Annotated in this window: 22 protein-coding genes; 5 read left to right on the top strand and 17 right to left on the bottom strand. The window is 71.7% G+C overall.

Annotated elements, in window-relative coordinates:
* Positions 1–500: 500 nt before the first annotated feature.
* The 10 genes from E2C05_RS14445 to gorA all read right to left on the bottom strand — a co-directional run bounded on the left by E2C05_RS14445 (position 501) and on the right by gorA (position 11,186).
* Positions 501–1,316 carry a lytic transglycosylase domain-containing protein gene (locus tag E2C05_RS14445; protein ID WP_338045144.1) on the bottom strand — a complete coding sequence of 272 codons (816 nt, stop codon included), beginning with the start codon at positions 1,314–1,316 and terminating at the stop codon, positions 501–503.
* Between the two features lie 152 nt (positions 1,317–1,468).
* Complete coding sequence (locus E2C05_RS14440) at positions 1,469–2,662, bottom strand: PQQ-dependent sugar dehydrogenase (RefSeq protein WP_133220348.1); 1,194 nt, start codon at positions 2,660–2,662, stop codon at positions 1,469–1,471.
* 281 nt (positions 2,663–2,943) lie between these two features.
* Positions 2,944–4,278 (bottom strand): glutamate--tRNA ligase, encoded by a 1,335-nt coding sequence (gene gltX / locus E2C05_RS14435; protein WP_133220347.1) that lies wholly within the window; start codon positions 4,276–4,278, stop codon positions 2,944–2,946.
* Positions 4,275–4,583: a hypothetical protein gene (locus E2C05_RS14430; RefSeq protein ID WP_133220346.1), complete on the bottom strand. Its 309-nt coding sequence runs from the start codon at positions 4,581–4,583 to the stop codon at positions 4,275–4,277. The genes gltX and E2C05_RS14430 overlap by 4 nt, the downstream gene beginning before the upstream one ends.
* Positions 4,584–4,737: 154 nt before the next feature.
* Positions 4,738–5,121, bottom strand: a complete 384-nt coding sequence (locus tag E2C05_RS14425; RefSeq protein ID WP_133220345.1) for a hypothetical protein — start codon at positions 5,119–5,121, stop codon at positions 4,738–4,740.
* A 330-nt stretch (positions 5,122–5,451) separates the two neighbouring features.
* Positions 5,452–6,096 (bottom strand): hypothetical protein, encoded by a 645-nt coding sequence (locus E2C05_RS14420; protein ID WP_133220344.1) that lies wholly within the window; start codon positions 6,094–6,096, stop codon positions 5,452–5,454.
* Between the two features lie 151 nt (positions 6,097–6,247).
* Positions 6,248–7,087: a DMT family transporter gene (locus tag E2C05_RS34010; RefSeq protein ID WP_456306498.1), complete on the bottom strand. Its 840-nt coding sequence runs from the start codon at positions 7,085–7,087 to the stop codon at positions 6,248–6,250.
* 71 nt (positions 7,088–7,158) lie between these two features.
* Positions 7,159–8,328 carry a beta/alpha barrel domain-containing protein gene (locus tag E2C05_RS14410; protein ID WP_133220342.1) on the bottom strand — a complete coding sequence of 390 codons (1,170 nt, stop codon included), beginning with the start codon at positions 8,326–8,328 and terminating at the stop codon, positions 7,159–7,161.
* Between the two features lie 13 nt (positions 8,329–8,341).
* The gene (locus E2C05_RS14405; protein WP_133220341.1) at positions 8,342–9,721 is read right to left on the bottom strand and encodes a class II 3-deoxy-7-phosphoheptulonate synthase; all 1,380 of its coding nucleotides are present in this window, start codon (positions 9,719–9,721) and stop codon (positions 8,342–8,344) included.
* A gap of 88 nt (positions 9,722–9,809) precedes the next feature.
* On the bottom strand, positions 9,810–11,186 hold the full coding sequence (gorA, locus tag E2C05_RS14400) for a glutathione-disulfide reductase (protein ID WP_133220340.1): 1,377 nt from the start codon (positions 11,184–11,186) through the stop codon (positions 9,810–9,812).
* Positions 11,187–11,522: 336 nt separating this feature from the next.
* Here gorA and E2C05_RS14395 point away from each other — a divergent pair, with 336 nt between their 5' ends.
* Genes E2C05_RS14395 through cynS form a run of 4 tightly spaced genes read left to right on the top strand, consistent with a single transcriptional unit; the run spans position 11,523 to position 15,111 of the window.
* Entirely contained in the window at positions 11,523–12,884 is a 1,362-nt protein-coding gene (locus E2C05_RS14395) for a CmpA/NrtA family ABC transporter substrate-binding protein (protein ID WP_133220339.1), read from the top strand.
* A 4-nt stretch (positions 12,885–12,888) separates the two neighbouring features.
* Positions 12,889–13,740 carry a nitrate ABC transporter permease gene (gene ntrB / locus E2C05_RS14390; RefSeq protein ID WP_133220338.1) on the top strand — a complete coding sequence of 284 codons (852 nt, stop codon included), beginning with the start codon at positions 12,889–12,891 and terminating at the stop codon, positions 13,738–13,740.
* Between the two features lie 5 nt (positions 13,741–13,745).
* Positions 13,746–14,603 (top strand): ABC transporter ATP-binding protein, encoded by an 858-nt coding sequence (locus E2C05_RS14385; protein ID WP_133220337.1) that lies wholly within the window; start codon positions 13,746–13,748, stop codon positions 14,601–14,603.
* Between the two features lie 25 nt (positions 14,604–14,628).
* The gene (gene cynS / locus E2C05_RS14380; protein WP_133220336.1) at positions 14,629–15,111 is read left to right on the top strand and encodes a cyanase; all 483 of its coding nucleotides are present in this window, start codon (positions 14,629–14,631) and stop codon (positions 15,109–15,111) included.
* A 150-nt stretch (positions 15,112–15,261) separates the two neighbouring features.
* Here the strand turns inward: cynS and ureG are convergent, their stop codons facing one another.
* The 7 genes from ureG to E2C05_RS14345 are packed head-to-tail and all read right to left on the bottom strand — an operon-like array spanning position 15,262 to position 20,391.
* Complete coding sequence (gene ureG / locus E2C05_RS14375) at positions 15,262–15,945, bottom strand: urease accessory protein UreG (protein ID WP_133220355.1); 684 nt, start codon at positions 15,943–15,945, stop codon at positions 15,262–15,264.
* Between the two features lie 2 nt (positions 15,946–15,947).
* Entirely contained in the window at positions 15,948–16,676 is a 729-nt protein-coding gene (locus tag E2C05_RS14370; protein ID WP_240046740.1) for an urease accessory protein UreF, read from the bottom strand.
* Positions 16,636–17,151, bottom strand: a complete 516-nt coding sequence (locus E2C05_RS14365) for an urease accessory protein UreE (RefSeq protein ID WP_133220335.1) — start codon at positions 17,149–17,151, stop codon at positions 16,636–16,638. The genes E2C05_RS14370 and E2C05_RS14365 overlap by 41 nt, the downstream gene beginning before the upstream one ends.
* Before the next feature lie 8 nt (positions 17,152–17,159).
* Positions 17,160–18,872, bottom strand: a complete 1,713-nt coding sequence (ureC, locus tag E2C05_RS14360; RefSeq protein WP_133220334.1) for an urease subunit alpha — start codon at positions 18,870–18,872, stop codon at positions 17,160–17,162.
* Positions 18,872–19,177 (bottom strand): urease subunit beta, encoded by a 306-nt coding sequence (locus E2C05_RS14355; protein WP_133220333.1) that lies wholly within the window; start codon positions 19,175–19,177, stop codon positions 18,872–18,874. Before E2C05_RS14355 ends, ureC begins: the two co-directional genes overlap by 1 nt.
* Positions 19,174–19,476: an urease subunit gamma gene (locus tag E2C05_RS14350; protein ID WP_133220332.1), complete on the bottom strand. Its 303-nt coding sequence runs from the start codon at positions 19,474–19,476 to the stop codon at positions 19,174–19,176. The genes E2C05_RS14355 and E2C05_RS14350 overlap by 4 nt, the downstream gene beginning before the upstream one ends.
* Before the next feature lie 42 nt (positions 19,477–19,518).
* Positions 19,519–20,391: an urease accessory protein UreD gene (locus E2C05_RS14345; RefSeq protein ID WP_158292122.1), complete on the bottom strand. Its 873-nt coding sequence runs from the start codon at positions 20,389–20,391 to the stop codon at positions 19,519–19,521.
* A 159-nt stretch (positions 20,392–20,550) separates the two neighbouring features.
* Here E2C05_RS14345 and E2C05_RS14340 point away from each other — a divergent pair, with 159 nt between their 5' ends.
* Positions 20,551–21,693, top strand: a complete 1,143-nt coding sequence (locus E2C05_RS14340; protein WP_240046739.1) for an ABC transporter ATP-binding protein — start codon at positions 20,551–20,553, stop codon at positions 21,691–21,693.
* The last annotated feature ends 87 nt before the right edge of the window (positions 21,694–21,780 follow it).

The raw sequence follows: 21,780 nt of genomic DNA, 5'->3' as shown, positions 1-21,780 counted from the left end.
GCCGGGACGGGGTGGCGTCCGACGGGGTCGCGTCGTCCGGCGACGGCACGATCCGACCGATGCCCTCGACCTCACAGCACCTCGCAGCACATCGAAGCCTCGTGGCATCCATGCCGCGCCGCGGCCCGTGTCAGGGTGGCTGGTCGCCGGACCGGAGCATCGCCCGGCCGCAACTCGGCCGCTGCCTGTGCCCTCGCGCTGCGCCGCGATGCCCGGCGGCCATGCCGCGTTACCAGGCCCGACCGGATGGCGGGCCGGCACGGTGGGCGCCTCCAAGCTGCTAAGCCGTCCTGCCGGCGCGCGCCCGGAAAGCGTCACAGGCCCATTGGGGTCACCGCGACGGCGACCCCGAGGGGTCCCCTCGCCTGGTCCTGTCGGTCATCCGGTGCCGGCCGCTGCTTGGCGAAATGGGCCATGCGCCGCGATCCGCTGCGCGGCGTACCACCTCCTCACCCCGAACCACATCCCCAGGGTGGGCGGGGGGGGGGGAGCGTGCGATGCTACCAGCGGTCCGGGGTGCGCAGGCCCGTGGGCGCCTCCGGCGTCACGAGGCCGCCGCCGTCGAAGGCGCGCAGCGTCGGATCCTCTCCGCCCCAGCCCGGATAGTCGGCGCCGCGCATTCCGCCGCCGGCATAGGCGCGATCCGCCTCCGCCGTCCCGGCCACCCGCCATGTGCCGCCGCCCATGGCCAGCTCGGCGAAGGGCCCTGCCACCGGCAGCGGCGTGCCGAGCTGCGGGGCGACATTGGCGACGTAGTTGATGGTCTCGTCCGGCAGGATGGTGACGCCGGCCAGATAGGCCGCGACCCTCTCCGGCCCGGCATTGTAGGCCGCGAGGAAGCCGGGCGCGCCGAAGCGGTCATGCATCAGCCGGATATAGGCGGCGCCGGCCAGGATGTTGTCGCGCGGCTCATAGGGGTCCTGCCCCAGCCCATGCCGCGCCGCCAGCGTGTCATAGGTACGCGGCATCACCTGCATCAGCCCCATGGCGCCGGCGCGGGAGGTGATGGGCAGCCCGTCCCCGCCATATTGCCGCCCGCCGCTCTCCTGCCGCATGACGGCGCGGATCCAGCGTTCGGGCACGCCGAAGCGGCCGGCGGCCTCGCGGATATGCGGGCCCCAGGGATCATCCGGCGGGCCGGGGCTGGGATAGGTGCGGGCGGCGCGGGCGCGGTAGCCGCGCGCCTCGGCGCGGGAGGCCTCCAGGTCGTAGCCATAGTCGCCGTTGCCGTCATAGCCGCGGCGGCCGTCCCAGACGAAGCCCGGCCGCGGCGCGCAGCCGGCGCAGAGCAGCAGGATGATAAGGATGGCGCGCACGGCCGGCATCCTGCCATGCCGAGGATGACCGGATGATGGCGGGCCGGTGCGGCCCGACCGCGGATCGCGGCGCGGCGGGTGCCCGCCGCGCCGCGATACATGACCCGGGGCGGCCTGCGGGTCCGGCGGACCGCGCAGGCCGCCCCAGGGCGTCACTGCGCCGGTTCGAGCCGGAAGACGCGGCCGTGGATCTCGTCCGTCAGGACATAGAGCAGCCCGTCAGGACCCTGCCGCACGTCGCGCACCCGCTGGCCGATCCGCATGGATTCATGCGCTGTCACGCGGCCATTGCTGTCCAGCACGATGCGGCGGATGTCCTGCGTCGCCAGCCCGCCGGCGAAGAGGTTGCCGCGCCATTGCGGGAAGCGGTCGCCGCTATAGGCGACGAGGCCGGAGGCGCCGATCACGCTGGGGTACCAGACCAGCACCGGGTCCACCAGGCCAGGGGCGCTGCGCTGGCCGGTGCCGATCGGCGCGGCGCCGGCATAGTCGCGGCCCCAGGTGACGACCGGCCAGCCGTAGTTGCTGCCGGCGCGGATCAGGTTCAGCTCGTCGCCGCCCAGCGGCCCGTGTTCGGTCGCGTAGATCGTGTTGTTGGGGCCCATCGCCAGGCCCTGGACGTGGCGATGGCCGATCGAGAAGACCTCCGGCCGGGCGCCCTGCTGGCCGGCGAAGGGATTGCCCGGCGCCGCGGTGCCGTCGTCCTTCAGCCGCAGGATCTTGCCGAGATGGCTGCCGGGCCGCGTGGCGTTCAGCCGCGACAGTTCGCCGCCGATGGCGACCGGCGGGTTGCCGCCATCGCCGACCGAGAGCAGCAGCGTGTCGTCCGACACCCAGAGGATCTTGCCGCCGTAATGCTGGAATTCCGGCTTGTCCTGCGAGACCTGGAAGAGGACCTGCAGGTTGGACAGCGCCGTCGCGCCCTCGTTCAAGGTGGCGCGGGCCAGGGTCAGCCGGTTCGCCTGCGCGGTGCCCGAGGCATAGGTGAGGTAGATCAGCCGGTTCTCGGCGAATTTCGGATGCGGCGAGACCTCGAACAGGCCGGCCTGGAAAACCAGGCCGCGCTCCGGCGCCACCAGCACCTGCGGCGTGCCGCTGACCGGGGTGGGGTCCAGCCGGCCGTTGCGGATGACGCGCAGGCGGCCCGGCCGCTCGGTCACCAGCGCGGTGTCGCGGTTGACCCAGGCGATGGACCAGGGGTGTTCCAGCCCCTCCGCCACCGCGACCTGCTTGTAGTCGAAGTTCAGCAGCGGGTCGCCCGCCGCCTGATAGGTCTCCTGCGCCAGGACGGGCCCGGCCTGCAGGAGCGCCGCGGACAATGCCGCCGCCGCAAGGATGCGCCGCATCTCACCTCCCACGTTTTGCAGTCTCCCCGTGGCAGTCGGTTGTCCACGGGCGGTGCGGCCACACGCTAGCGAGAGCAAGTTATATGTTTCAACCGTAATCTTGCGGTTATCCGTTCTGGCGCTGCCACCCGTGCGCGTGCCACGGCGCCGCGCGATGCGCCTGGCAAGACACCCGCGGCCCGGCGCGGCCGACCGGGCCGCGGCTGCGGCCACGGCCCGGTTCATGGCAATGCCGCGGGGCCGGTGCGGCCACTGCCCCGGCGGCGCCCGCCCGGGCGCGCTCAGCCGCCAGCGGCGATGCGCAGCCGCAGCGCCGCGCGCTCCGGCCCGATCAGCGGCAGCAGGCCCTTCAGGTCGGGGCCATGCTCCTCCCCCGTCAGGGCCAGGCGCAGCGGCAGGAACAGCGCCTTGCCCTTGCGACCCGTGGATGCCTTCAGCGCATCCGTCCAGGCGGCCCAGGTGCGGTCGTCCCAGGGGCCGGGCGGCAGGGCCGCCAGGGCCGCCGCCAGGAAGCCTTCCTCCCCCGGCTGCGGCGGCGGGACGATGCTGCCGCGCGCCACCTCCCACCAGCCGCGGGCTTCCGACAGCAGGTCGAGATTGCCGCGCACCGCCAGCCAGAAGGCCTCGTCGGCGCCCTCCGGCAACTGGCCGCGCACCGCCTCGAAGCTCGCCTCGTGCAGCAGCCGGCTGTTCAGCGCAAGCATCTGCCGCACATCGAAGCGCGCCGAGGATTTCGAGACGGAGGCGAGGTCGAAGCCCGGCGCCAGATCGCGCGGCAGGGCGGCGCGCGGGTCCTGCGCGGTGCCGAGCGCGGCGAGGTAGCCGGCGAGCGCCGAGGGCTCCACGCCGTCCTTGCGCAGCTGCCGGAGCGAGAGCGAGCCGATGCGCTTCGACAGCGGCCCGCCATCGCTGTCGGTCAGCAGCGGCAGATGCGCGAAGAGCAGCTTGTCGGGGTTGCCGCCCAGCGCCTGCCAGATGTCGAGCTGGACGCCGGTGTTGGTGACGTGGTCCTCGCCGCGGAGGATATGCGTCACGCCGCTGTCGAGGTCATCGACGACGCTGGTGAAGGTGTAGAGCGGGGTGCCGTCGGCGCGCACCAGCACCGGGTCGGACAGGCTGGGCAGCTTCACCGCGCGGCGGCCGAGCACGCCGTCCTGCCATTCGACGCTGCGGGTTTCCAGCAGGAAGCGCCAATAGGGCTGCTTGCCATTGGCCAGCGCCCGCTCGTACTGCTCGGGCGTCATGCGCAGCGCGCCGCGGTCGTAGATCGGCGGCTTGCCCTGGCGGAGGCGCTGTTCCCGCTTCCAGCGCAGTTCCTCCTCCGACTCGAAGCAGGGATAGAGCCGGCCGGCGGCCTTCAGCCGCGCCGCCGCCGCGTCATACAGGGCGCGGCGGTCGGACTGGCGGAAGCTCTCGTCCCAGTCGAGGCCGAGCCAGCGCAGGTCCTCCCCGATCGCCTCGGCATATTCGGGCTTGCTGCGTTCGGTGTCGGTGTCGTCCAGGCGCAGCAGCAGGGTGCCGCCGAGGCGGCGGGCGAGCAGCCAGTTCACCAGCGCGATGCGGGCATTGCCGACATGGAGGAAGCCCGTCGGCGACGGGGCGAAGCGGAATTTCACGGGCGGGGCTCCAGCGCGGCGTAGTCGGTCTCCTGCCGCCTCGTCGCGGGGTTGGCGATGCAATGGGCGACCCAGGCTTCGGCGTCGAAGCCCTTCGTCACGGCGTATTCGCCCCAGCGGCGATACATGTCGGCCAAGTCCTCCGGCGAGCGCGCCTCGCGCCGCAGGTCCTCGATCTGGGCGCGGACGAAGCGGCGGGCGTATTCCTGCGCCGCCTCGGCGGAGGCGAAGCCTTCCACCAGCCATTCCTCGTCCGGGTCGCCTTCGTCGGCATGGTCGCCGCAGCGCACGACGTGGCGGGTCATGCCGGGGTCCATCGGCGATGGGCGCGGATCGCGGCGCCGGCGCGGGACGGGCGCCGCCGGGGGACACCGGTCCGGTACCACGGCGCGGCGCACCGGCGGCGGGCGGCGACCGGCGCCGCGGCCGCCGGCCGGTCCTGCACTGCGGCCGGGGGCATCAGTCCTCCTCCTCCTCGTCGTCCTGGTCGCGCCGGGGGTCGAGGGCGCGCCAGTTGCGGTCCTCCGGGTCCGCCGGCGGGCGGGCGGCGAAATCGGTCAATTCGGCGGCGCTGCGCCAGGCATGCTCGGCGCCGCCCAGCACCTCGGCATCCTCGCCGAAGGCGAACCAGGCGGCGATCACCGCATCCGGGGCCATGCCGCGGCTGCGGCAGCGCTCCAGGCTGTCCCGCACATAGCGGCGGGCGAAGGCATTGGCGTGCTCCAGCGTCTGGAAGCCGCGGATGGTCTCCACCGGGTCGGCGCCATTGCCGCCGGAGAGGTCCATGATGCGGACGGCGAAGCCGCCCTGCTGGCCGAAGAGGCCGGTGTCTAAAGCGCTCATCTCGCAACGGTCCGCGGGTGGTTGGCAGTGCCATAACGCCGCAGGCGCGGGAAGGCACGCGGGGAAGCGGGGTGGGTGGGGGCGGTGGCGTGACGGGCGGGGATGGCGGGGTGAGAGACGGCGCCCCCGGCCTCCGCGCTCTGCGACGATCCACCCCCGCGGTTCATGTCTCGGCTTGGTGTCCAGTTGAATGTCCGAGAAGGGCAGAAATCGGACTCGACCCTTTCCGCGTCGCAGGTGCTCCGGGTAGGCCATGTGGATGGCCCTGGCTTGGGCGATCCCGGGCTTCCGCCGCTGATAGAGTCGAGAGGCAACTCCGGGGCTTAATGGCTACCAAGTCCGGTCGCGGCGCTTCTTCTCCCGCTCGTTATCCTCGTGCTTCCGGAGGAACTCGTCGCCCCGCTCCAGCAGCACCTTCCAGACGAAGTCTGGAAAGACCCAAGGCCAGTGGTCCTGATGGCCTGTCGAACCCTCGGATTGCACGAGCCTCTTCATCGCTAGGCTGCGGCCGGGGTGGGAATGCACCCAGCCGAAAATGGTCTGAGAGCGCCTCTCCACCGCCAGCGCAATGAAGCCGGTTTCCTCCGGGGAGAGATGGTTGAGGCGCTCTAGCACGATGCACCTGCGCTCTGCTTCTTTCTCACGTTTCTGCTCAGCGTCTTCCTCCTCGGCCTCTTTGCGCCGCTGCCCATCGGCCTCGGCTTCCGCCCTGGCTTCGGCCTTCCGACGCTTCAGACGTTCCTCGGTCTCCCTGCGCCGCAGATAGACACGAACCTCGCGCACCGAGCCGTCCAGCAACTTGGCGGCGCCGATGAACGCAAAGCCCAGCATCAAGGCACGCGCTAACCAGCGCCAATCCGCCGGGATGCGATCGAGGACAAGGTAGATGGCCAGAGCAACGGCGCCGCAGACCAGCGCGCTAACCTGCGAAAGAACCTTTTCTACCGCCGCGAAGAAACCGCCGTCTGGGAACATGGCCAGAATAGAGCCATAGCCCGAGGCCAACGAGCAAGGTTACGATCCGGAGACGAAAGCTAGCTTCGAGGCATTCCACAACTTTGCCGCTAGGTCCGCTTGGAGTCGGACCAAGGGCTTCCGGGCAGCTACCAGCCTCCGCCGCGCCCCCTCACCCACCCCGCGCCACCCCCGTCCGATCCAGCCGCAGCACGGCCAGCGCCAGCCCGGCACACACCACCCCCACCGCGAGCAGGCCCAGCGGCGACAGCGCCTCCCCCAGCAGCGGCCAGGCCAGCAGCGCGGCCAGCCCGGGCACGGCGGCGCCGATCATGGTGGTCGGGCCGGCACCCAGGCTGCGGACGCATTGCGTGTAGAAGAACCCGGCCAGGATGACCGAGCCGATGCCGTGGAAGGCCGCCTGGGTGGCGATGACGCCCCAGGGCGCCGCCGGCAGGTTGGACGGCAACGCCAGCGCCCAGACCGGCAGGTAGACCGGCGCGGTCAGCAGCGCGACGGTCAGCGTCGTCTCCAGCGCCGGCAGCCGCCAGCGCTGCACCAGCAGGGTATAGGCCGCCCAGCCGGTGACGGCCGCCAGGAACAGCAGCGTCGCCAGCCAGCTGCCCTGCCCGGCGCCCGCCGTCGCCTCCCCCAGCAACAGGCAGCCGGCGGAGACGATGATCAGGCTCGCCGCCCGCCAGGGGCCGATGCGCAGCTGCCCGAAGCCGAGGCCGAGCAGCGCCGCCGCCACCGGCAGCCCCGCCGCCATCACCGTGGAGCCCTGCGCCGCCGGCGCCATCTGGTAGCCGGCATAGGCGCAGAGCGGGAAGCAGAGCCCGGCGAGGACCACCAGCGCCGGCCAGCGCCGCGCCGGGATGCGCGGCCGGCCGAACCAGGCCAGCAGCGGCAGGGCGGCCAGGAAGGCGCCGCCGAAGCGCAGCGCCGCCACGTCCCAGGGCGTCAGCGCCTGCCGCACGGTCAGCCGCGACATCAGGTGGAAGCTGACCCAGATGCAAAGCAGCCCGGCGGCGCAGCCCCAGCCGAGCAGGCGCTGCCGCCGCGCCGCTTCGGCCGCCGGCGGGTTCAGCCGCCGGCCTTCCCGTTGCGCTTGCGGGTCAGCAGGAATTCGCGCCCCATCTTCACCCGCGGCACGCCGTCATAGGCGATGATGTCCGCCGTGGCGTAGGTCTCCGACCAGGTGTCGGGGATGAAGCTGCCGGTGCCGACCACGTCGATCGGCGCCTTCGCCTCCGCCATCACCCGGCATTTCTGGACGTTGAAACCCGAAGACGCAACGATGCGGACCCTGGGGAAGCCGGCCTCGTCCAGCGCTTCCCGCATCTTCCAGACCGCGGCGGCGGAGACGCCGGTGCCGACCAAGTGGCGCAATTCCGTCTCCGACCGGTAGCGGCGGATGGCGCCGGGGGCGTGGCGTTCCAGCACGGCGTAGCTCTCGGCCGGGTCGAGCCCCTCGAGGAAGCGGCCGCCATGCGTGTCCAGCCGCACCGCGAGCTTTCCCGCCGCCGCCAGGTCCGGGAAGCGGCGGCAGACCGCCAGGCCATCCGTCACCTCCCGCCCGAAATAGTCGGTCAGCACGGTCAGGGCTTCGTCGGGGAAGGCCTCGTGGAACATCTCGGCGGCGCGGAGCGTGCTGCCGGCATAGCCGATGAGGGCGTGCGGCATGGTGCCGTAGCCGCGGGCGGCGCCGAACCAGTGCGCCGTGGCGTCGGTGGCATTGCCGATGAAGCCCTTGGCGCCTTCCTTCTGTGCCGCGGCGCTGCCGACGCCGGCGGCATAAGCCATCATCTCCTGCATCTCGGCGCCGGCGCAGTGGCGCGCATCCATCGCCAGGAAGGATACGAGCGGCAGTTCCAGGCACATCTGGTAGGCGTTGTGCGCGGCGACGCAGGGCGGCCCCATCTTCTGCAGGTACAGCGTCTCGAGGTCCGCGAGCTGCGCGAAGGACCCGCTGATGGTCAGGATCGGGTCGCCGGCACCGACCCAGGTGCCTTCCGGGTGGATGACGTCGATGTCGAAATCCGTCCCGCGCTGCGCGGCGACGGCGCGCAGCCAGTCCACCGCCAGGCGGGGCGCGCTGACCACCGGCCGGCGCAGGAAGACCGCATAGGTGACGCGGGCATCGCCGAAGCGCTGCACGATCGCCCGGGTGCGGTTGAAATAGGCATCGGTCCGGGCGGAGATCGCCGGATCGGCCGGCTCCCCCGGGGGCATTGCCTGGGGCGATCCGTCCATGTCCGTTCTCCGCCTATTCCGCCGCGCGCGCCGGCATCGCCGCCGTCCCGCCGCGGCGGGACTTCAGCTCCTCGGCGATCAGGAAGGCGAGTTCCAGCGACTGCTCGGCATTCAGCCGCGGGTCGCAGAAGGTCTGGTAGCGCAGCGCCAGGTCGGATTCCGACAGGCGATGCGCGCCGCCCAGGCATTCCGTCACCTCCTGCCCGGTCATCTCCACATGCACGCCGCCGGGCTGGGTGCCCTCCGCCGCGTGGCAGTCGAAGACGCGCTGCACCTCGGTCAGCACCGCGTCGAACAGCCGGGTCTTGTAGGCGCCGACCGAGACGGTGTTGCCGTGCATGGGGTCGGACAGCCAGACCACGTTGCGGCCGGCCCGCTTCACCGCGCGCAGCAGCGCCGGTAGCTTCGCCTCCACCTTGTCCGCCCCCATGCGGGAGATGAGGGTGAGGCGCCCCATCTCGTTCGCCGGGTTCAGGATCTCGGTCAGCCGCACAAGCTCGTCGGGGTCGGTGGTCGGGCCGACCTTCAGCCCGATCGGGTTCTTCACGCCGCGCATGAACTCCACATGCGCGCCGTCCGGCTGGCGGGTGCGGTCGCCGATCCAGAGGAAATGCGCCGAGCAGGCATAGTGGTCGCCGGTGGTGGAATCGACCCGCGTCAGCGCCTGCTCGTAGGGCAGCAGCAGCGCCTCGTGGCTCGTGTAGAAATCCGTCTCCCGCACCTGCGGCAGGTCGGACATGCCGCAGGCCTGCATGAAGCCCAGCGTCTCGTCGATCCGGTGCGCCAGGTCCTGGTAGCGGTCCGCCAGCGGGCTGCGGGCGACGAAGCCCAGGTTCCAGCGATGCACCTGGTGCAGGTCGGCATAGCCGCCGGTGGCGAAGGCGCGCAGCAGGTTCAGCGTGCCGGCGGACTGCATATAGGCGAAGTCCATCCGCGCCGGGTCGGGGATGCGCGCCGCCGGGGTGAATTCCGGCCCGTTGATGATGTCCCCGCGATAGGAGGGCAGGGTGACGCCGTCCTTCGTCTCGGTGTCCGAGGAGCGGGGCTTGGCGAACTGCCCGGCCATGCGGCCCAGCTTCACCACGGGCGTGCCGCCGCCGAAGGTCAGCACCACGGCCATCTGCAGCAGCACCCGGAAGGTGTCGCGGATGACGTTGGCGGTGAAATCGGTGAAGCTTTCGGCGCAGTCGCCGCCCTGCAGGACGAAGGCTTGGCCCTGCCCGGCCTTGGCGAGGGCGGCCTGCAGCCGCCGTGCCTCCCCCGCGAAGACCAGGGGCGGGAAGCGGGCCAGCCGCGCTTCGGCCTCGGCCAGCTTCGCCTGATCGGGATAGTCGGGCACCTGCCGGATCGGCATGTCCCGCCAGCTTCCGGGGTGCCACCCGCGCGCGGTCATTTCGGCGTTTCCTGCGTCAAAGGGATGCGACCATAGCCCAGCCCCCCGGCGGGGTGAACCCGCGGCTTGCCGGGCCGGCAAGGGAGGGTCATTCCGCCGCCGCCTTCACCCCCGCCTCCCGCGTCCGGGTCCGCAGCGTCACGAACTCCTCCGCCGCGGTCGGGTGGATGCCGATGGTGCGGTCGAAATCCTCCTTGGTCAGGCCGGCCGCGACGGCGATGCCGATGCCCTGCATGATCTCCGCCGCATCCTCGCCCAGCATATGGGCGCCCAGCACGCGCCGGGTGCGCTGGCAGACCACCAGCTTCATCAGCGTCTTCTTCCCCGGCCGCCCGCTGATGGTGTGGCGCATCGGGGTGAACCGGGTCATGTAGATGTCCACCGGCCCGTGCAGGCAGGCATCCGCCTCCGTCATCCCCACGGTGCCGATGGGGGGCGAGGTGAAGACGGCCGTCGGCACGTTCAGGTAGCTGGCCTTGCGCGGGTTGTTGCCGAACAGCGAATCCGCCAGCGCATGGCCGACCGCGGTCGCCATCGGCGTCAGGTTCAGCCGGTCCGTCACGTCGCCGATGGCGTAGATGTTGGGCGCCGTGGTCCGGTGCTCCTCGTCCACCTCCACCGCGCCCTTGGCCGTGCACATGACGCCGGCCTTGTCGAGGCCGAGGCCCTGCACATGCGGCACGCGGCCGGTGGCGAACAGCACCGCATCCGCCTCCACCGCCGCGCCGCCCTGCAGCGACAGGAGCAGGCAGTCGCCCTGGCGGTCCAGCCGCGCCGGGTGGTGGCCGACATGCTGGCGGATGCCCTGCGCCTCCAGCGCCTCCTTCAGCGCCTCCCTTATGTCGTGGTCGAAGCCGCGCAGCGGCAGGTCGGCGCGATAGACCAGGTCCACCTGCGACCCCAGCGCCTGGAAGACGCAGGCGAATTCCAGCGCGATGTAGCCGCTGCCCACCACGCAGAGCCGCTTCGGCACCTGCCGCAGGTCGAAGACGTCGTCCGACAGCATGCCGAGCTCGTCGCCCGGGATCCCCGGCCGCACGGCGCGGCCGCCGACGGCGATGACGATGCGCTCCGCCGTCACCGTCTTGCCCGCGACGTCCAGCGTATGGGCGTCGAGGAAGGTCGCGCGCCCCTCGAAGACCGTGGCGCCGGCATTGCCCAGCAGACGGCCATAGATGCCGTTCAGCCGCGCCACCTCGGCATCCCGCGCCGCTTTCAGCGTGGCGAGGTCGAAGCCCTTCACCTCCATGGTCCAGCCGAAGCGGGCGGCATCCTGCGCCCAGCCGCCATATTCCGCCGCATTGACCATGATCTTCTTCGGCACGCAGCCGACATTCACGCAGGTGCCGCCCCAGAAGCGTTCCTCGGCGATGCCCACGCGGGCGCCATGGGTCGCGGCGATGCGGGCGCAACGGACGCCGGCGCTGCCGCCGCCGATGACGAAGAGGTCGAAGTCATAGGCCATGCGGTGGGTGCCCTTCCTGCGCCGGCCGAAGCCGTTCTCCTTGCTCCGATATATGCGCCCGGCGCGGGGCGAAGGGTACCCGGCGGCGCCGCGCCCCGGTCGCGGGGCAGCGCCGCGCCGCGGGCAGGACGGCACCGGCGCGGGGCACCGCCCCGGGCGCCATCCGCCCAGGATATGGGCATTGCTGCACATAGTCGATGCATGTCCGGGTAGGAGAGTCGGGCTTTCGGCGCGGTGCGCCCATGGCATGGGCGTTGCCTTGGCGCACCGCCCTTCGCCCGGGCGCACCGGTCCCCGCCGGGCGCAAGGGCAAGAGACCGCCCGGGAGATGCCGCCATGCCACGCCTTTTCGCCGATCCGCTCGACCCCGATGCGCGTCTCGGGTCCTGCGCCTGCGGGCGGGATCATGGCGCGCTGGCCTGCGACGGCGCCCCTCCTGCCGACGGCACCGGGGCCTTCGGCGAGGCGGCGGAGCAGGCGGTGATCCGCGCCGTCTTCCCCGAGGACGCCACCCGCCGCGGCCTGCTGGCCCGCTTCGGCGCCGCCGCCGTCGCCGGCGCGATCTCCCAGTTCCTGCCGCTCGGCGCGGCGCGGGAGGCGCTGGCCCAGCCCGCCGGCGCGCCGGAGAAGAAGGACCTGAAGATCGGCTTCATCCCCATCACCTGCGCCACGCCCATCATCATGGCGCACCCGATGGGCTTCTACGGACGGCACGGGCTGAATGTGGAGGTGATCCGCACCGCCGGCTGGGCGGTGATCCGCGACCGTTCCATCGCCCGGGAATACGACGCCGCCCACATGCTGGCGCCGATGCCGGTGGCCATGTCGCTGGGCGTCGGCGTGGCGCAGCCCATCCCCTGGGCGGTGGCGGCGGTGGAGAACATCAACGGCCAGGCCATCACCCTCGCCAACAAGCACAAGGACCGGCGCGACCCGAAGCAGTGGAAGGGCTTCCGCTTCGCCGTGCCCTTCGACTTCTCCATGCACAACTACCTGCTGCGGCACTACCTGGCCGAGCACGGGCTGGACCCGGACCGCGACGTGCAGATCCGCGCCGTGCCGCCGCCGGAGATGGTCGCCAATCTGCGCGCCGACAACATCGACGGCTATCTCGGCCCGGATCCCTTCAACCAGCGCGCGGTCTTCGACGGCGTCGGCTTCATCCATATCCTGACGAAGGAGTTGTGGGACGGGCATCCCTGCTGCGCCTTCGCCGTGCCGCGCAGCATGATCACGGAGACGCCGAACACCTTCGCCGCGCTGATGCGCGCCATCGTCGAGGCCACCGCCCATTCCCAGAAGCCGGAGAACCGGCGGGAGGTGGCGACGGCGATCAGCGGCCAGAACTACCTGAACCAGCCGGAGACGGTGGTGAACCAGGTGCTGACCGGCACCTTCGCGGATGGGCTTGGCCAGGTGCGGCGCGTGCCGGACCGCATCGGCTTCGACCCCTTCCCCTGGCACAGCATGGCAATCTGGATCCTGACGCAGATGCGCCGCTGGGGGCAGGTGCAGCGGGACCTGGACTATGCCCAGGTGGCGCAGCAGACCTTCCTGGCGCTGGATGCCGGCAAGGCGATGCGCGAACTCGGCCTGCCCGTCCCCGCCAGCGCGACGCGGACCGAGACCATCATGGGCCGGCCCTTCGACCCCGCCGCCCCCGTCGGCTGGACCGAGCGCGCGATCCGCGGCGCCTGATCCCATGCACCGGACGGTACCTTTCTGGCAGCAGGCGCTGCTGTCGGCCCTGCTGCTCGGCCTCTTCCTCGGCGCCTGGGAACTGGCCGCAGGCCGCGGCGGCGGCGGCACGGGCGTGGCGGTGGACCCGGAATATGCCGCGCTGCTGGGCCAGGCCGCGGCGCAGGGCGGGCAGACCCCCTTCCCCAGGCCGTCGGAGATCGCCGTGCGGCTGTGGGAATTGCTGCGCGACCCCTTCTATGTGCGGGGCACCAACGACCAGGGCATCGGCGTGCAGGTGGCCTATTCCCTGCTGCGCGTCGCCGCCGGCTTCGGCCTGGCGGCGCTGGTCGCCATCCCGCTCGGCTTCCTCATCGGCATGTCGCCGCTGCTGTCGGGCGCGCTGAACCCCTTCATCCAGGTGCTGCGGCCGGTCAGCCCGCTGGCCTGGATGCCGCTCGCGCTCTTCACCATCAAGGACAGCGCGATCTCATCCATCTTCGTCATCTTCATCTGCTCGGTCTGGCCGATGCTGCTGAACACCGCCTTCGGCGTGCAGTCGGTGCGGCGGGAATGGCTGAACGTGGCACGCACCCTGGAAGCCGGCACGCTGCGCACCGCCTTCCGCGTCATCCTGCCGGCCGCGGCGCCCACCATCCTGACGGGCATGCGCATCTCCATCGGCATCGCCTGGCTGGTGATCGTCGCGGCCGAGATGCTGGTTGGCGGCACCGGCATCGGCTACTGGGTCTGGAACCAGTGGAACAATCTTTCTCTGAGTGACATCGTCATCGCGATCCTGCTGATCGGGATCGTCGGCCTGTTGCTCGACCGGGCGCTGGGTGCGGTGCAGCGCCTCGTCGCGTGGCAGGACTAGCGCCGATGCAGCACCCCTACGTCTCCTTCGAGGGCGTGACGCGCGCCTATCCCGGCCATGTCGTCTTCCGCGACCTCTGGTTCGGGGTGAATCGCGGGGAATTCGTCTGCCTGGTCGGGCATTCCGGCTGCGGCAAGACCACCGTGCTGAACATCCTGGCCGGGCTCGACGCGCCCAACGCCGGCGGCGTCATCGTGGACGGGCAGGAGATCTCCGGCCCCTCGCTGGACCGCGCCGTGATCTTCCAGGGCCATGCGCTGATGCCCTGGATGACGGCCGAGCAGAACGTCGCCTTCGCCCTGTCCTGCCGCCATCCCGGCTGGGGCAAGGCGAAGCTGCGGGACGCGGCGCGGGCGGCGCTGGAGAAGGTGGGGCTGGGCCAGGCCGCCGACCGCAAGCCCGCCATGCTGTCGGGCGGGATGAAGCAGCGCGTGGGCATCGCCCGGGCGCTTGCGATCGAGCCCAAGATGCTGCTGATGGACGAGCCCTTCAGCGCGCTCGATGCGCTCACCCGCGGCGCCCTGCAGGACGAGGTGGCGCGCCTGGTCGCCGAGGCGAACCAGACCGCCTTCATGATCACCCATGACGTGGACGAGGCCATCCTGCTGGCCGACCGCATCCTGCTGATGACCAACGGCCCGGATGCCCGCTGCGCCGAGGTGGTGATGAACACCCTGCCCAAGCCGCGCAACCGCGCCACCCTGCACAAGCTGCCGGGCTACCACGCGCTGCGCGACCACATCCTGGAATTCCTGCTGACCCGCAGCCGGACGCTCGCCGGTACGCGCCCGGCCGACTGGGACCCGAAATCGCCGCCGGACGTCCGGCCGGCCGACGCCCCGCTGCCCGCGGCGGCAGAATGACGATCAGAGAGGGAAAGCCGATCCTATGACCCGCGCGCAACTCACCGAGAAGATCCTCGACATCAAGCGGGAGAGGAACTGGACCTGGAAGCAGATCTGCGCCGAGATCGGCGGCGTGTCCGACACGCTGATCGTCGGCGCCCTGCTCGGCCAGATGAAGCTGGTGAAGCCGCTGGCCAAGAAGGCCGCCACCCTGTTCGGCCTGAGCGAGGTGGAGGAGCGGATGCTGAACGAGGTGCCCTATCGCGGCACCGCCATGCCGCCGACCGACCCGCTGATCTACCGCTTCTACGAGATGGTGATGGTCAACGGCCCGGCCTGGAAGGCGCTGATCGAGGAGGAGTTCGGCGACGGCATCATGTCCGCCATCGACTTCGACTTCCACTTCGAGCGCATGCCGCACGAGAAGGGCGACCGGGTGAAGATCGAGATGAGCGGGAAATTCCTGCCCTACAAGTACTATGGGGCCGAGCAAGGCATCCCGGCCTACGGGTACAAGGAGGAGTAGCGCAAGCTGCCCGGGGGGAAGGGAGGGAACTCCCTTCCCCCCGTACCCCCCAACCTTCCTTTTTCTGTGGGCTTGCAGGTTCAGCCTGCAGACTCACAGAAAAAGGTGGGGTAGGCGCGGGAGGGGAGTTCCCTCCCCTCCCGCCTCTTCCTACGCCGCCAGGCCGCGCGCCGGCAGGCCGCCCTGCTGCAGGATGAAGGCGGCGATCTCGGCAACGCCCCTGTCCTCCTTCAGGTTGGTGAAGAGGAAGGGCCGCGCGCCGCGCATCCGCCGCGCATCGCGGTCCATCACCGACAGGTCGGCGCCCACCAGCGGCGCCAGGTCGATCTTGTTGATCACCAGCAGGTCGCTGCGCGTGATGCCCGGCCCGCCCTTGCGCGGGATCTTGTCGCCGGCCGAGACATCGATGACGTAGATCGTGAGGTCCGCCAGTTCCGGGCTGAAGGTGGCGGCCAGGTTGTCGCCGCCGCTCTCGATCAGCAGCACCTCCAGCAGCGGGAAGCGTTCCACCATGTCGTGCACGGCGGCGAGGTTGATCGACGCGTCCTCGCGGATGGCGGTGTGCGGGCAGCCGCCCGTCTCCACGCCGGCGATGCGCGTCGGGTCCAGCGCCCCGGCGCGCGTCAGGAACTCCGCATCCTCCTTGGTGTAGATGTCGTTGGTGATGACGGCGATGTCGTGCGTGCCGCGCAGGCGGCGGCACAGCCGCTCGGTCAGCGCGGTCTTGCCGGACCCGACGGGGCCGCCGATGCCTACGCGGAAGGGGCCGCGGCCCGTCCGATGACCGGAGGGCGCATCGCGGCCGGAGGTCTGAATCGGCCGGGCATCATCCATCGTCATGATCGGAACAGCCTCGTGTACTGGGTTTCGTGCCGCATCGAGAGCAGGTCGAGCATCGGCGCGGCGGTGCCGAGCGCGTCCAGGTCGGCATCCAGCGCCGCATCCGCCGCCGCCTCCACCACCGGGTGCAGCGCCGCGGTGGCGATCTGCCCATCCGTCTGGCCAAGCGGCACCAGCCGCACCCCGGCCGAGACCAGGTTGGCGGCGAAGGCCGCCAGCCACCCCGCTAGCGCCGGCCGCAGCGGGATGCCGTGGAACCCTGCCGCGGCGCCGAAGGCGACGGGATGCGCCAAGGCCCGCGGATGCCGCGCGGCCAGTGCGGCGAAGCGCGGGTCCGGCCAAGCCGACTGCGTCACGCCGGTGAAGGCGGTGCCCTGCGCCATGCTCTCCAGCGCCGTCTCCGCCGTGCCGCGCCAGGCGGCGGCCAGCACCGCGATCTCGTCCAGCGCCGTGTCGTCCCCCGCCACGGCGGCGCGCCAGGTCGCCGCCAGCAGCGCGCCATCCACCCGCCCGGCGCCGGCCCGCAGCACGGTGGCGATGTAGTCCACCAGAGCGACGCGGGTGGCGACGCCGCCATCCTCCACCGCCCGCTCCAGCCCATGGCTGTAGGTATAGGCGCCGACAGGATAGGCCGGCGACAGCCAGGCCAGCAGCCGGTACAGCGCGGCCCCATGGAGCATGGCGTCAGTGGTGATGGTGGTGGCCATCGCCATGGTCGTGGCCATGCCCGTGGTGGTGGCCCGGCTGGCGGTTGTGCTCGCCATAGGCGCCGCCTTCCGGGTTGAAAGGCTCCTCCACCCGCCGCAGCGCCGCGCCCAGCCCCTGCAGCATGGCGGCGATGACATGGTCGTCGCGGATCAGCAGGCGGTCCGCCTGGATCTCGGTCGGCAGGTGGCGGTTGCCGAGATGCCAGGCGAGCCGGAGCAGATGGCCCGGCGACTCCGCCCGGACCTCCACCAGCGGTTCCGGCGCCGCCCGCACCAGGACGACGCCGCCCTGCTCGAGCAACAGCCCGTCGCCGTCGCGCAGCGCCGTCGCCTCCTCGAGGTCGAGGAGGAAGGCGAAGCCGCCTTCGGCGACGTACCGTTTGCGGCGGCGGAAGCGGTCGTCGAAGTCCAGCGTGACCCTGTGCTTCGCGGTGCGCTCCACCCAGTGGCCGTGACGCAGGACCTGGATGGCGCGCGGCAATTCCTCCGACATCGCGCCCCTCAGAACAGGAAGTAGCGCTGCGCCAGCGGCAGCACCTTCGCCGGCTCGCAGACCAGCAGCTGGCCGTCGGCGCGGACCTCGTAGGTCTCCGGGTCCACCTCGATCCTCGGCAGGGCGTCGTTCAGCACCATGTCCCGCTTGCCGATGCCGCCACGGGTATTCTCCACCGCCAGGACCTGCTTCTGCAGCCCCAGCCGGTCCGCGATGCCGTGGCCGAGCGCGGCCTTGGACACAAAGGTCACGCTGCTGGCCTGCAGCGCCTTGCCGAAGCCGGCGAACATCGGCCGGTAGTGCACCGGCTGCGGGGTGGGGATGGAGGCGTTGGGGTCGCCCATCGGCGCCATGGCGATCGACCCGCATTTCAGCACCATGTCCGGCTTCACGCCGAAGAAGGCCGGCGACCACAGCACCAGGTCGGCCAGCTTGCCGACCTCCACGCTGCCGACATGCGCGCTGATGCCCTGCGCGATGGCCGGGTTGATGGTGTATTTGGCGACGTAGCGGCGGACGCGGAAATTGTCGTTGTCGCCCGTCTCCTGCGGCAGGCGGCCGCGCTGGGCCTTCATCTTGTGCGCGGTCTGCCAGGTGCGGATGATGACCTCGCCAACGCGGCCCATCGCCTGGCTGTCGCTGCTCATCATGCTGATGGCGCCCAGGTCGTGCAGGATGTCCTCGGCCGCGATCGTCTCCTTGCGGATGCGGCTTTCGGCGAAGGCCACGTCCTCCGGGATCCGGGGATCGAGGTGATGGCAGACCATCAGCATGTCGAGATGCTCGTCCACGGTGTTGACCGTGTAGGGCATTGTCGGGTTGGTGGAACTCGGCAGGAAATTCGGCTCGCCCACCACGCGGAGAATGTCGGGGGCATGGCCGCCGCCGGCGCCCTCGGTGTGGAAGGCCTGGATGGTACGGCCCCTGATGGCGGCGATGGTGCTCTCGACGAAGCCGCTCTCGTTCAGCGTGTCCGTGTGGATCGCCACCTGCACGTCCAGCGCATCGGCGACGCTCAGGCAGGTGTCGATGGCCTTGGGCGTGGTGCCCCAGTCCTCATGCAGCTTCAGGCCGCAGGCGCCGGCCAGGATCACCTCCTCGATCCCCGCGGGCAGCGCGACATTGCCCTTGCCGAGGAAGCCGAGATTGACCGGCAGCCCCTCCGCCGCCTGCAGCATGCGCGCCATGTGCCAGGGGCCGGGCGTGACGGTGGTGGCCAGCGTGCCATGCGCGGGCCCGGTGCCGCCGCCGAACATGGTCGTCACGCCGCTGGCCAGCGCATCCTCCACCTGCTGCGGGCAGATGAAGTGGATATGCACGTCGAGCCCGCCGGCGGTCAGGATGCGGCCCTCGCCGGCGATCACCTCCGTCCCGGGGCCGATGATGATGGAGACGTTCGGCTGGGTGTCGGGGTTGCCGGCCTTGCCGATGGCGGCGATGCGGCCGTCCTTCAGCCCGACATCGGCCTTCACGATCCCCCAATGGTCGAGGATCAGCGCATTGGTGATGACGGTGTCCACCGCGCCCTGCGCCCGCGTGACCTGGGACTGGCCCATGCCGTCGCGGATCACCTTGCCGCCGCCGAATTTCACCTCCTCGCCATAGGTGGTGAAGTCGCGCTCCACCTCGATGATCAGGTCGGTATCGGCCAGCCGGACGCGGTCGCCGGTGGTCGGGCCGTACATGCCGGCATAGGCGGCGCGGGAGATCCTGGCCGGCATCAGACCTTTCCTTCCGTCTCGCCGCGGAAGCCGTGCACCACGCGGGCGCCGGCATAGGGAATGAGGCGCACCTTGCGCGTCTGCCCTGGTTCGAACCGCACGGCGGTGCCGGCGGCGATGTCGAGCCGGCGGCCCTTCGCCACGGTGCGGTCGAAGGCCAGCGCCGGGTTGGTCTCGGCGAAGTGGTAGTGGCTTCCGACCTGGATCGGCCGGTCGCCCGTGTTCGCCACCTCGAGCTCGACGCTGTCGGCGCCGGCGTTCAGCTCGATCTCGCCCGCAGCGGGCAGGACTTCGCCGGGGATCACCGGATGGGCTCGTGGATGGTGACCAGCTTCGTCCCATCCGGGAAGGTGGCCTCCACCTGGACTTCGAGAATCATCTCGGCGATGCCCTCCATCACCTGGTCCCGCGTCAGCACGGTGGCGCCGTCGCGCATCAGTTCCGCCACGCTGCGGCCGTCCCGCGCGCCCTCCACCACATAGTCGGTGATCAGGGCCACTGCCTCCGGATGGTTCAGCTTCACGCCGCGGTCCAGCCGGCGGCGCGCGACCTGGGCGGCCATGGCGATCAGCAGCTTGTCCTTTTCGCGGGGCGTCAGGTTCATGCGCGGCCTCGGGAGTCTCGGCGGATCATGGGCCGTTGCGCCTCAGGTCGTCCAGAGCCGCGGCAGCCGCGCCGGCAGGCCAAGCTGCGCCGCGCGCAAGGCCAGGATGGCGGCGCCCACCGCCTGCCGCACATCGGCCGCCCGGCCCAGCCAGCGCGCCAGCAGCAGGCCGGGGCGCGGGATGGTGGCACCGCCCGGCGCCGCCTCCGGCAGGCTGCGCAGCAGGTCACGGCCCGCCTCGGCCTCCCCGCCCGCCAGCAGCAGCGTGCCCAGCGCCTCGGCGCCGGCGAAGCCGAAAGGTGCCTGCAGCGCGGCGCCCAGGTCGCCCTCGAGCGCCAGCGCATCGGCCCAGAGCAGGCCTTGGGGACCGTGCAGCCGCCAGCGGTCGCGGACCAGGCCCTGCGTCATGCGCTCGCCGCGCGCGGCACGGCCGAAGACCAGCGTCTCGGCCGCCAGCAGCATCGCGCCCGGCGCCAGGTCGGCGCGCAGGCGGCGGTCCAGCCGCGCGCCGTCGAACAGGATCGTCTCCTGCGGGATCCACTCCAGCACGGCGCCTTGGTCGAGCACGATGCGGCTGTCGATCCGCGTCCCCGGCCCCAGGCTGCGGTACAGCTTTTCCGCCGCCGCGGTGCTGAGCGTGGCGCGCGCCCCGGCTTCCAGCCGCACCGCCTGGCGCAGCGCGTCGCCGCCGGCCAGGCCGCCGGCGCAGTTCAGCAGCGCCGCCGTCGGCGGCTCGCCCGGCTCGGGCGTCGGGAACAGGATGCGCAGCGGCGATTGCTGATAGAGGTGCCGCAGGACGGTCACCTGCCCGCTTGGGCCACGCGGCGCGGTGCCGAAGACCAGGTCGAAGGCGCCGTCGGCGCGCTGGTGGCGGCCGGGAAGGCTGGGCGTGTCGCGCGGCATCGCATCGACCATGGCACGCGCCGCGCGGCGGCGGAACTGCCTGGACGCCTGCCGCGCGAAGGGGCACGCTGCCGCCATATTGGCCACGCCCCGGGCCGGCCGGCCGCCATGGTCCGGGCCGCATCCCTGGCATGGCGGTTGCGTAGCCTGCCGCAGTTTCCGGAGACGCCAGTGCTGCATCGCCCGACCCCGCAAGAGCCGCAGGCCGCGGCCTCGCTGCGCGGCCACACGCTCGACGTGGTCGGCCTCGGCGTGCGCTATGGCGGCTTCACCGCGCTCCATGCGGTGGATTTGTCCGTCCGCGCGGGGGAGGTGCTGGCGCTGCTCGGCCCTTCCGGCTGCGGCAAGACCACGCTGCTGCGCAGCGTCGCCGGCTTCGTGCGGCAGAGCACCGGGAAGGTGCTGATCGACGGCGCCAGCATCGACGACCTGCCGCCCAACCGCCGCCGCGTCGGCATCGTCTTCCAGAACTACGCGCTGTTCCCGCACATGTCGGTGGCGGAGAACGTGGCCTATGGCCTCAAGGCGCGGCGGGAGAAGCGCGACCGGATCGAAGCCCGCGTGGCCGAGCTGCTGGAGATGGTGCAGATGGGCCCGCTGCGGGACCGCCGGCCGACGCAGCTGTCCGGCGGGCAGCAGCAGCGCGTGGCGCTGGCCCGCGCCCTGGCGATCGAACCCAGCATCCTGCTGCTGGACGAGCCCTTCGCCGCGCTCGACCGCTCGCTGCGGCTCGACATGCAGATCGAGATCAAGCGCCTGCAGCGGCAATTGGGCCTGACCGCCATCCTGGTGACCCATGACCAGGACGAGGCGATGAGCGTCGCCGACCGCATCGCCGTCATGCGCGGCGGCCGGATCGAGCAGCTCGGCACCCCGGTCGAGGTCTATGACCGCCCGGCCAGCCTCTTCGTCGCCGGCTTCATCGGCACCACCAACAGCCTGCCCTGCACGGTGGGCGGCTGGCTGGACGATTCGGTGCGGCTGCGGCTGGAGGACGGGACGGACCTGGCCATTCCCGCCGAGGTCGCGCCGCCGCCGGCCAACACCCCGGCGGTGCTGACGCTGCGGCCGGAACAGCTGGTGCTGCACGAGGATCCCGGCGAGGGGCGCTTCCCGGTGGAACTGGGCCTGGCCGTGCCGCTGGGCGGCCAGACGATCCGCGAGGCGCGGACGCCCGGCGGCACCACGATCCGCCTGACCGAGCCGCGGCGCGGCGCCATCCGCGTGCTGGGCGACCGCGCCTGGTGTTCCCTGGCGCCGGGCGCCCGCCCCGCGCTCTTCCCCCGACCCTCGCCCGAGGAGGCCCGAGCATGACCATCGCCCTGCCTTTGTCCCGCCGCGGCCTGCTGGCCGGCGCCGCGCTGCTGGCCGCGCCGGCGGTGGCGCGCGCCCAGCGCGGCC

This window comes from Paracraurococcus ruber, assembly GCF_004353985.1.
In the GTDB taxonomy this organism is placed as follows: domain Bacteria; phylum Pseudomonadota; class Alphaproteobacteria; order Acetobacterales; family Acetobacteraceae; genus Paracraurococcus; species Paracraurococcus ruber.
Note: the sequence above shows the minus strand (reverse complement) of the source record. Positions and strands in the feature narration are given on the sequence as shown.

Bases quoted from the DNA above. Each gene is read 5' to 3' on its own strand.
- E2C05_RS14345 (WP_158292122.1), bottom strand. From the start codon at position 20,391: ATGGTCGATGCGATGCCGCGCGACACGCCCAGCCTTCCCGGCCGCCAC.
- ureG (WP_133220355.1), bottom strand. From the start codon at position 15,945: ATGGATGATGCCCGGCCGATTCAGACCTCCGGCCGCGATGCGCCCTCC.
- E2C05_RS14385 (WP_133220337.1), top strand. From the start codon at position 13,746: ATGCAGCACCCCTACGTCTCCTTCGAGGGCGTGACGCGCGCCTATCCC.
- E2C05_RS14365 (WP_133220335.1), bottom strand. From the start codon at position 17,151: ATGTCGGAGGAATTGCCGCGCGCCATCCAGGTCCTGCGTCACGGCCAC.
- ureC (WP_133220334.1), bottom strand. From the start codon at position 18,872: ATGCCGGCCAGGATCTCCCGCGCCGCCTATGCCGGCATGTACGGCCCG.
- ntrB (WP_133220338.1), top strand. From the start codon at position 12,889: ATGCACCGGACGGTACCTTTCTGGCAGCAGGCGCTGCTGTCGGCCCTG.
- E2C05_RS14440 (WP_133220348.1), bottom strand. From the start codon at position 2,662: ATGCGGCGCATCCTTGCGGCGGCGGCATTGTCCGCGGCGCTCCTGCAG.
- E2C05_RS14425 (WP_133220345.1), bottom strand. From the start codon at position 5,121: ATGAGCGCTTTAGACACCGGCCTCTTCGGCCAGCAGGGCGGCTTCGCC.
- E2C05_RS14430 (WP_133220346.1), bottom strand. From the start codon at position 4,583: ATGACCCGCCACGTCGTGCGCTGCGGCGACCATGCCGACGAAGGCGAC.
- E2C05_RS14350 (WP_133220332.1), bottom strand. From the start codon at position 19,476: ATGAACCTGACGCCCCGCGAAAAGGACAAGCTGCTGATCGCCATGGCC.
- E2C05_RS14405 (WP_133220341.1), bottom strand. From the start codon at position 9,721: ATGACCGCGCGCGGGTGGCACCCCGGAAGCTGGCGGGACATGCCGATC.
- E2C05_RS14420 (WP_133220344.1), bottom strand. From the start codon at position 6,096: ATGTTCCCAGACGGCGGTTTCTTCGCGGCGGTAGAAAAGGTTCTTTCG.
- gorA (WP_133220340.1), bottom strand. From the start codon at position 11,186: ATGGCCTATGACTTCGACCTCTTCGTCATCGGCGGCGGCAGCGCCGGC.
- E2C05_RS14395 (WP_133220339.1), top strand. From the start codon at position 11,523: ATGCCACGCCTTTTCGCCGATCCGCTCGACCCCGATGCGCGTCTCGGG.
- cynS (WP_133220336.1), top strand. From the start codon at position 14,629: ATGACCCGCGCGCAACTCACCGAGAAGATCCTCGACATCAAGCGGGAG.
- E2C05_RS14370 (WP_240046740.1), bottom strand. From the start codon at position 16,676: ATGGCCACGACCATGGCGATGGCCACCACCATCACCACTGACGCCATG.
- E2C05_RS14410 (WP_133220342.1), bottom strand. From the start codon at position 8,328: ATGGACGGATCGCCCCAGGCAATGCCCCCGGGGGAGCCGGCCGATCCG.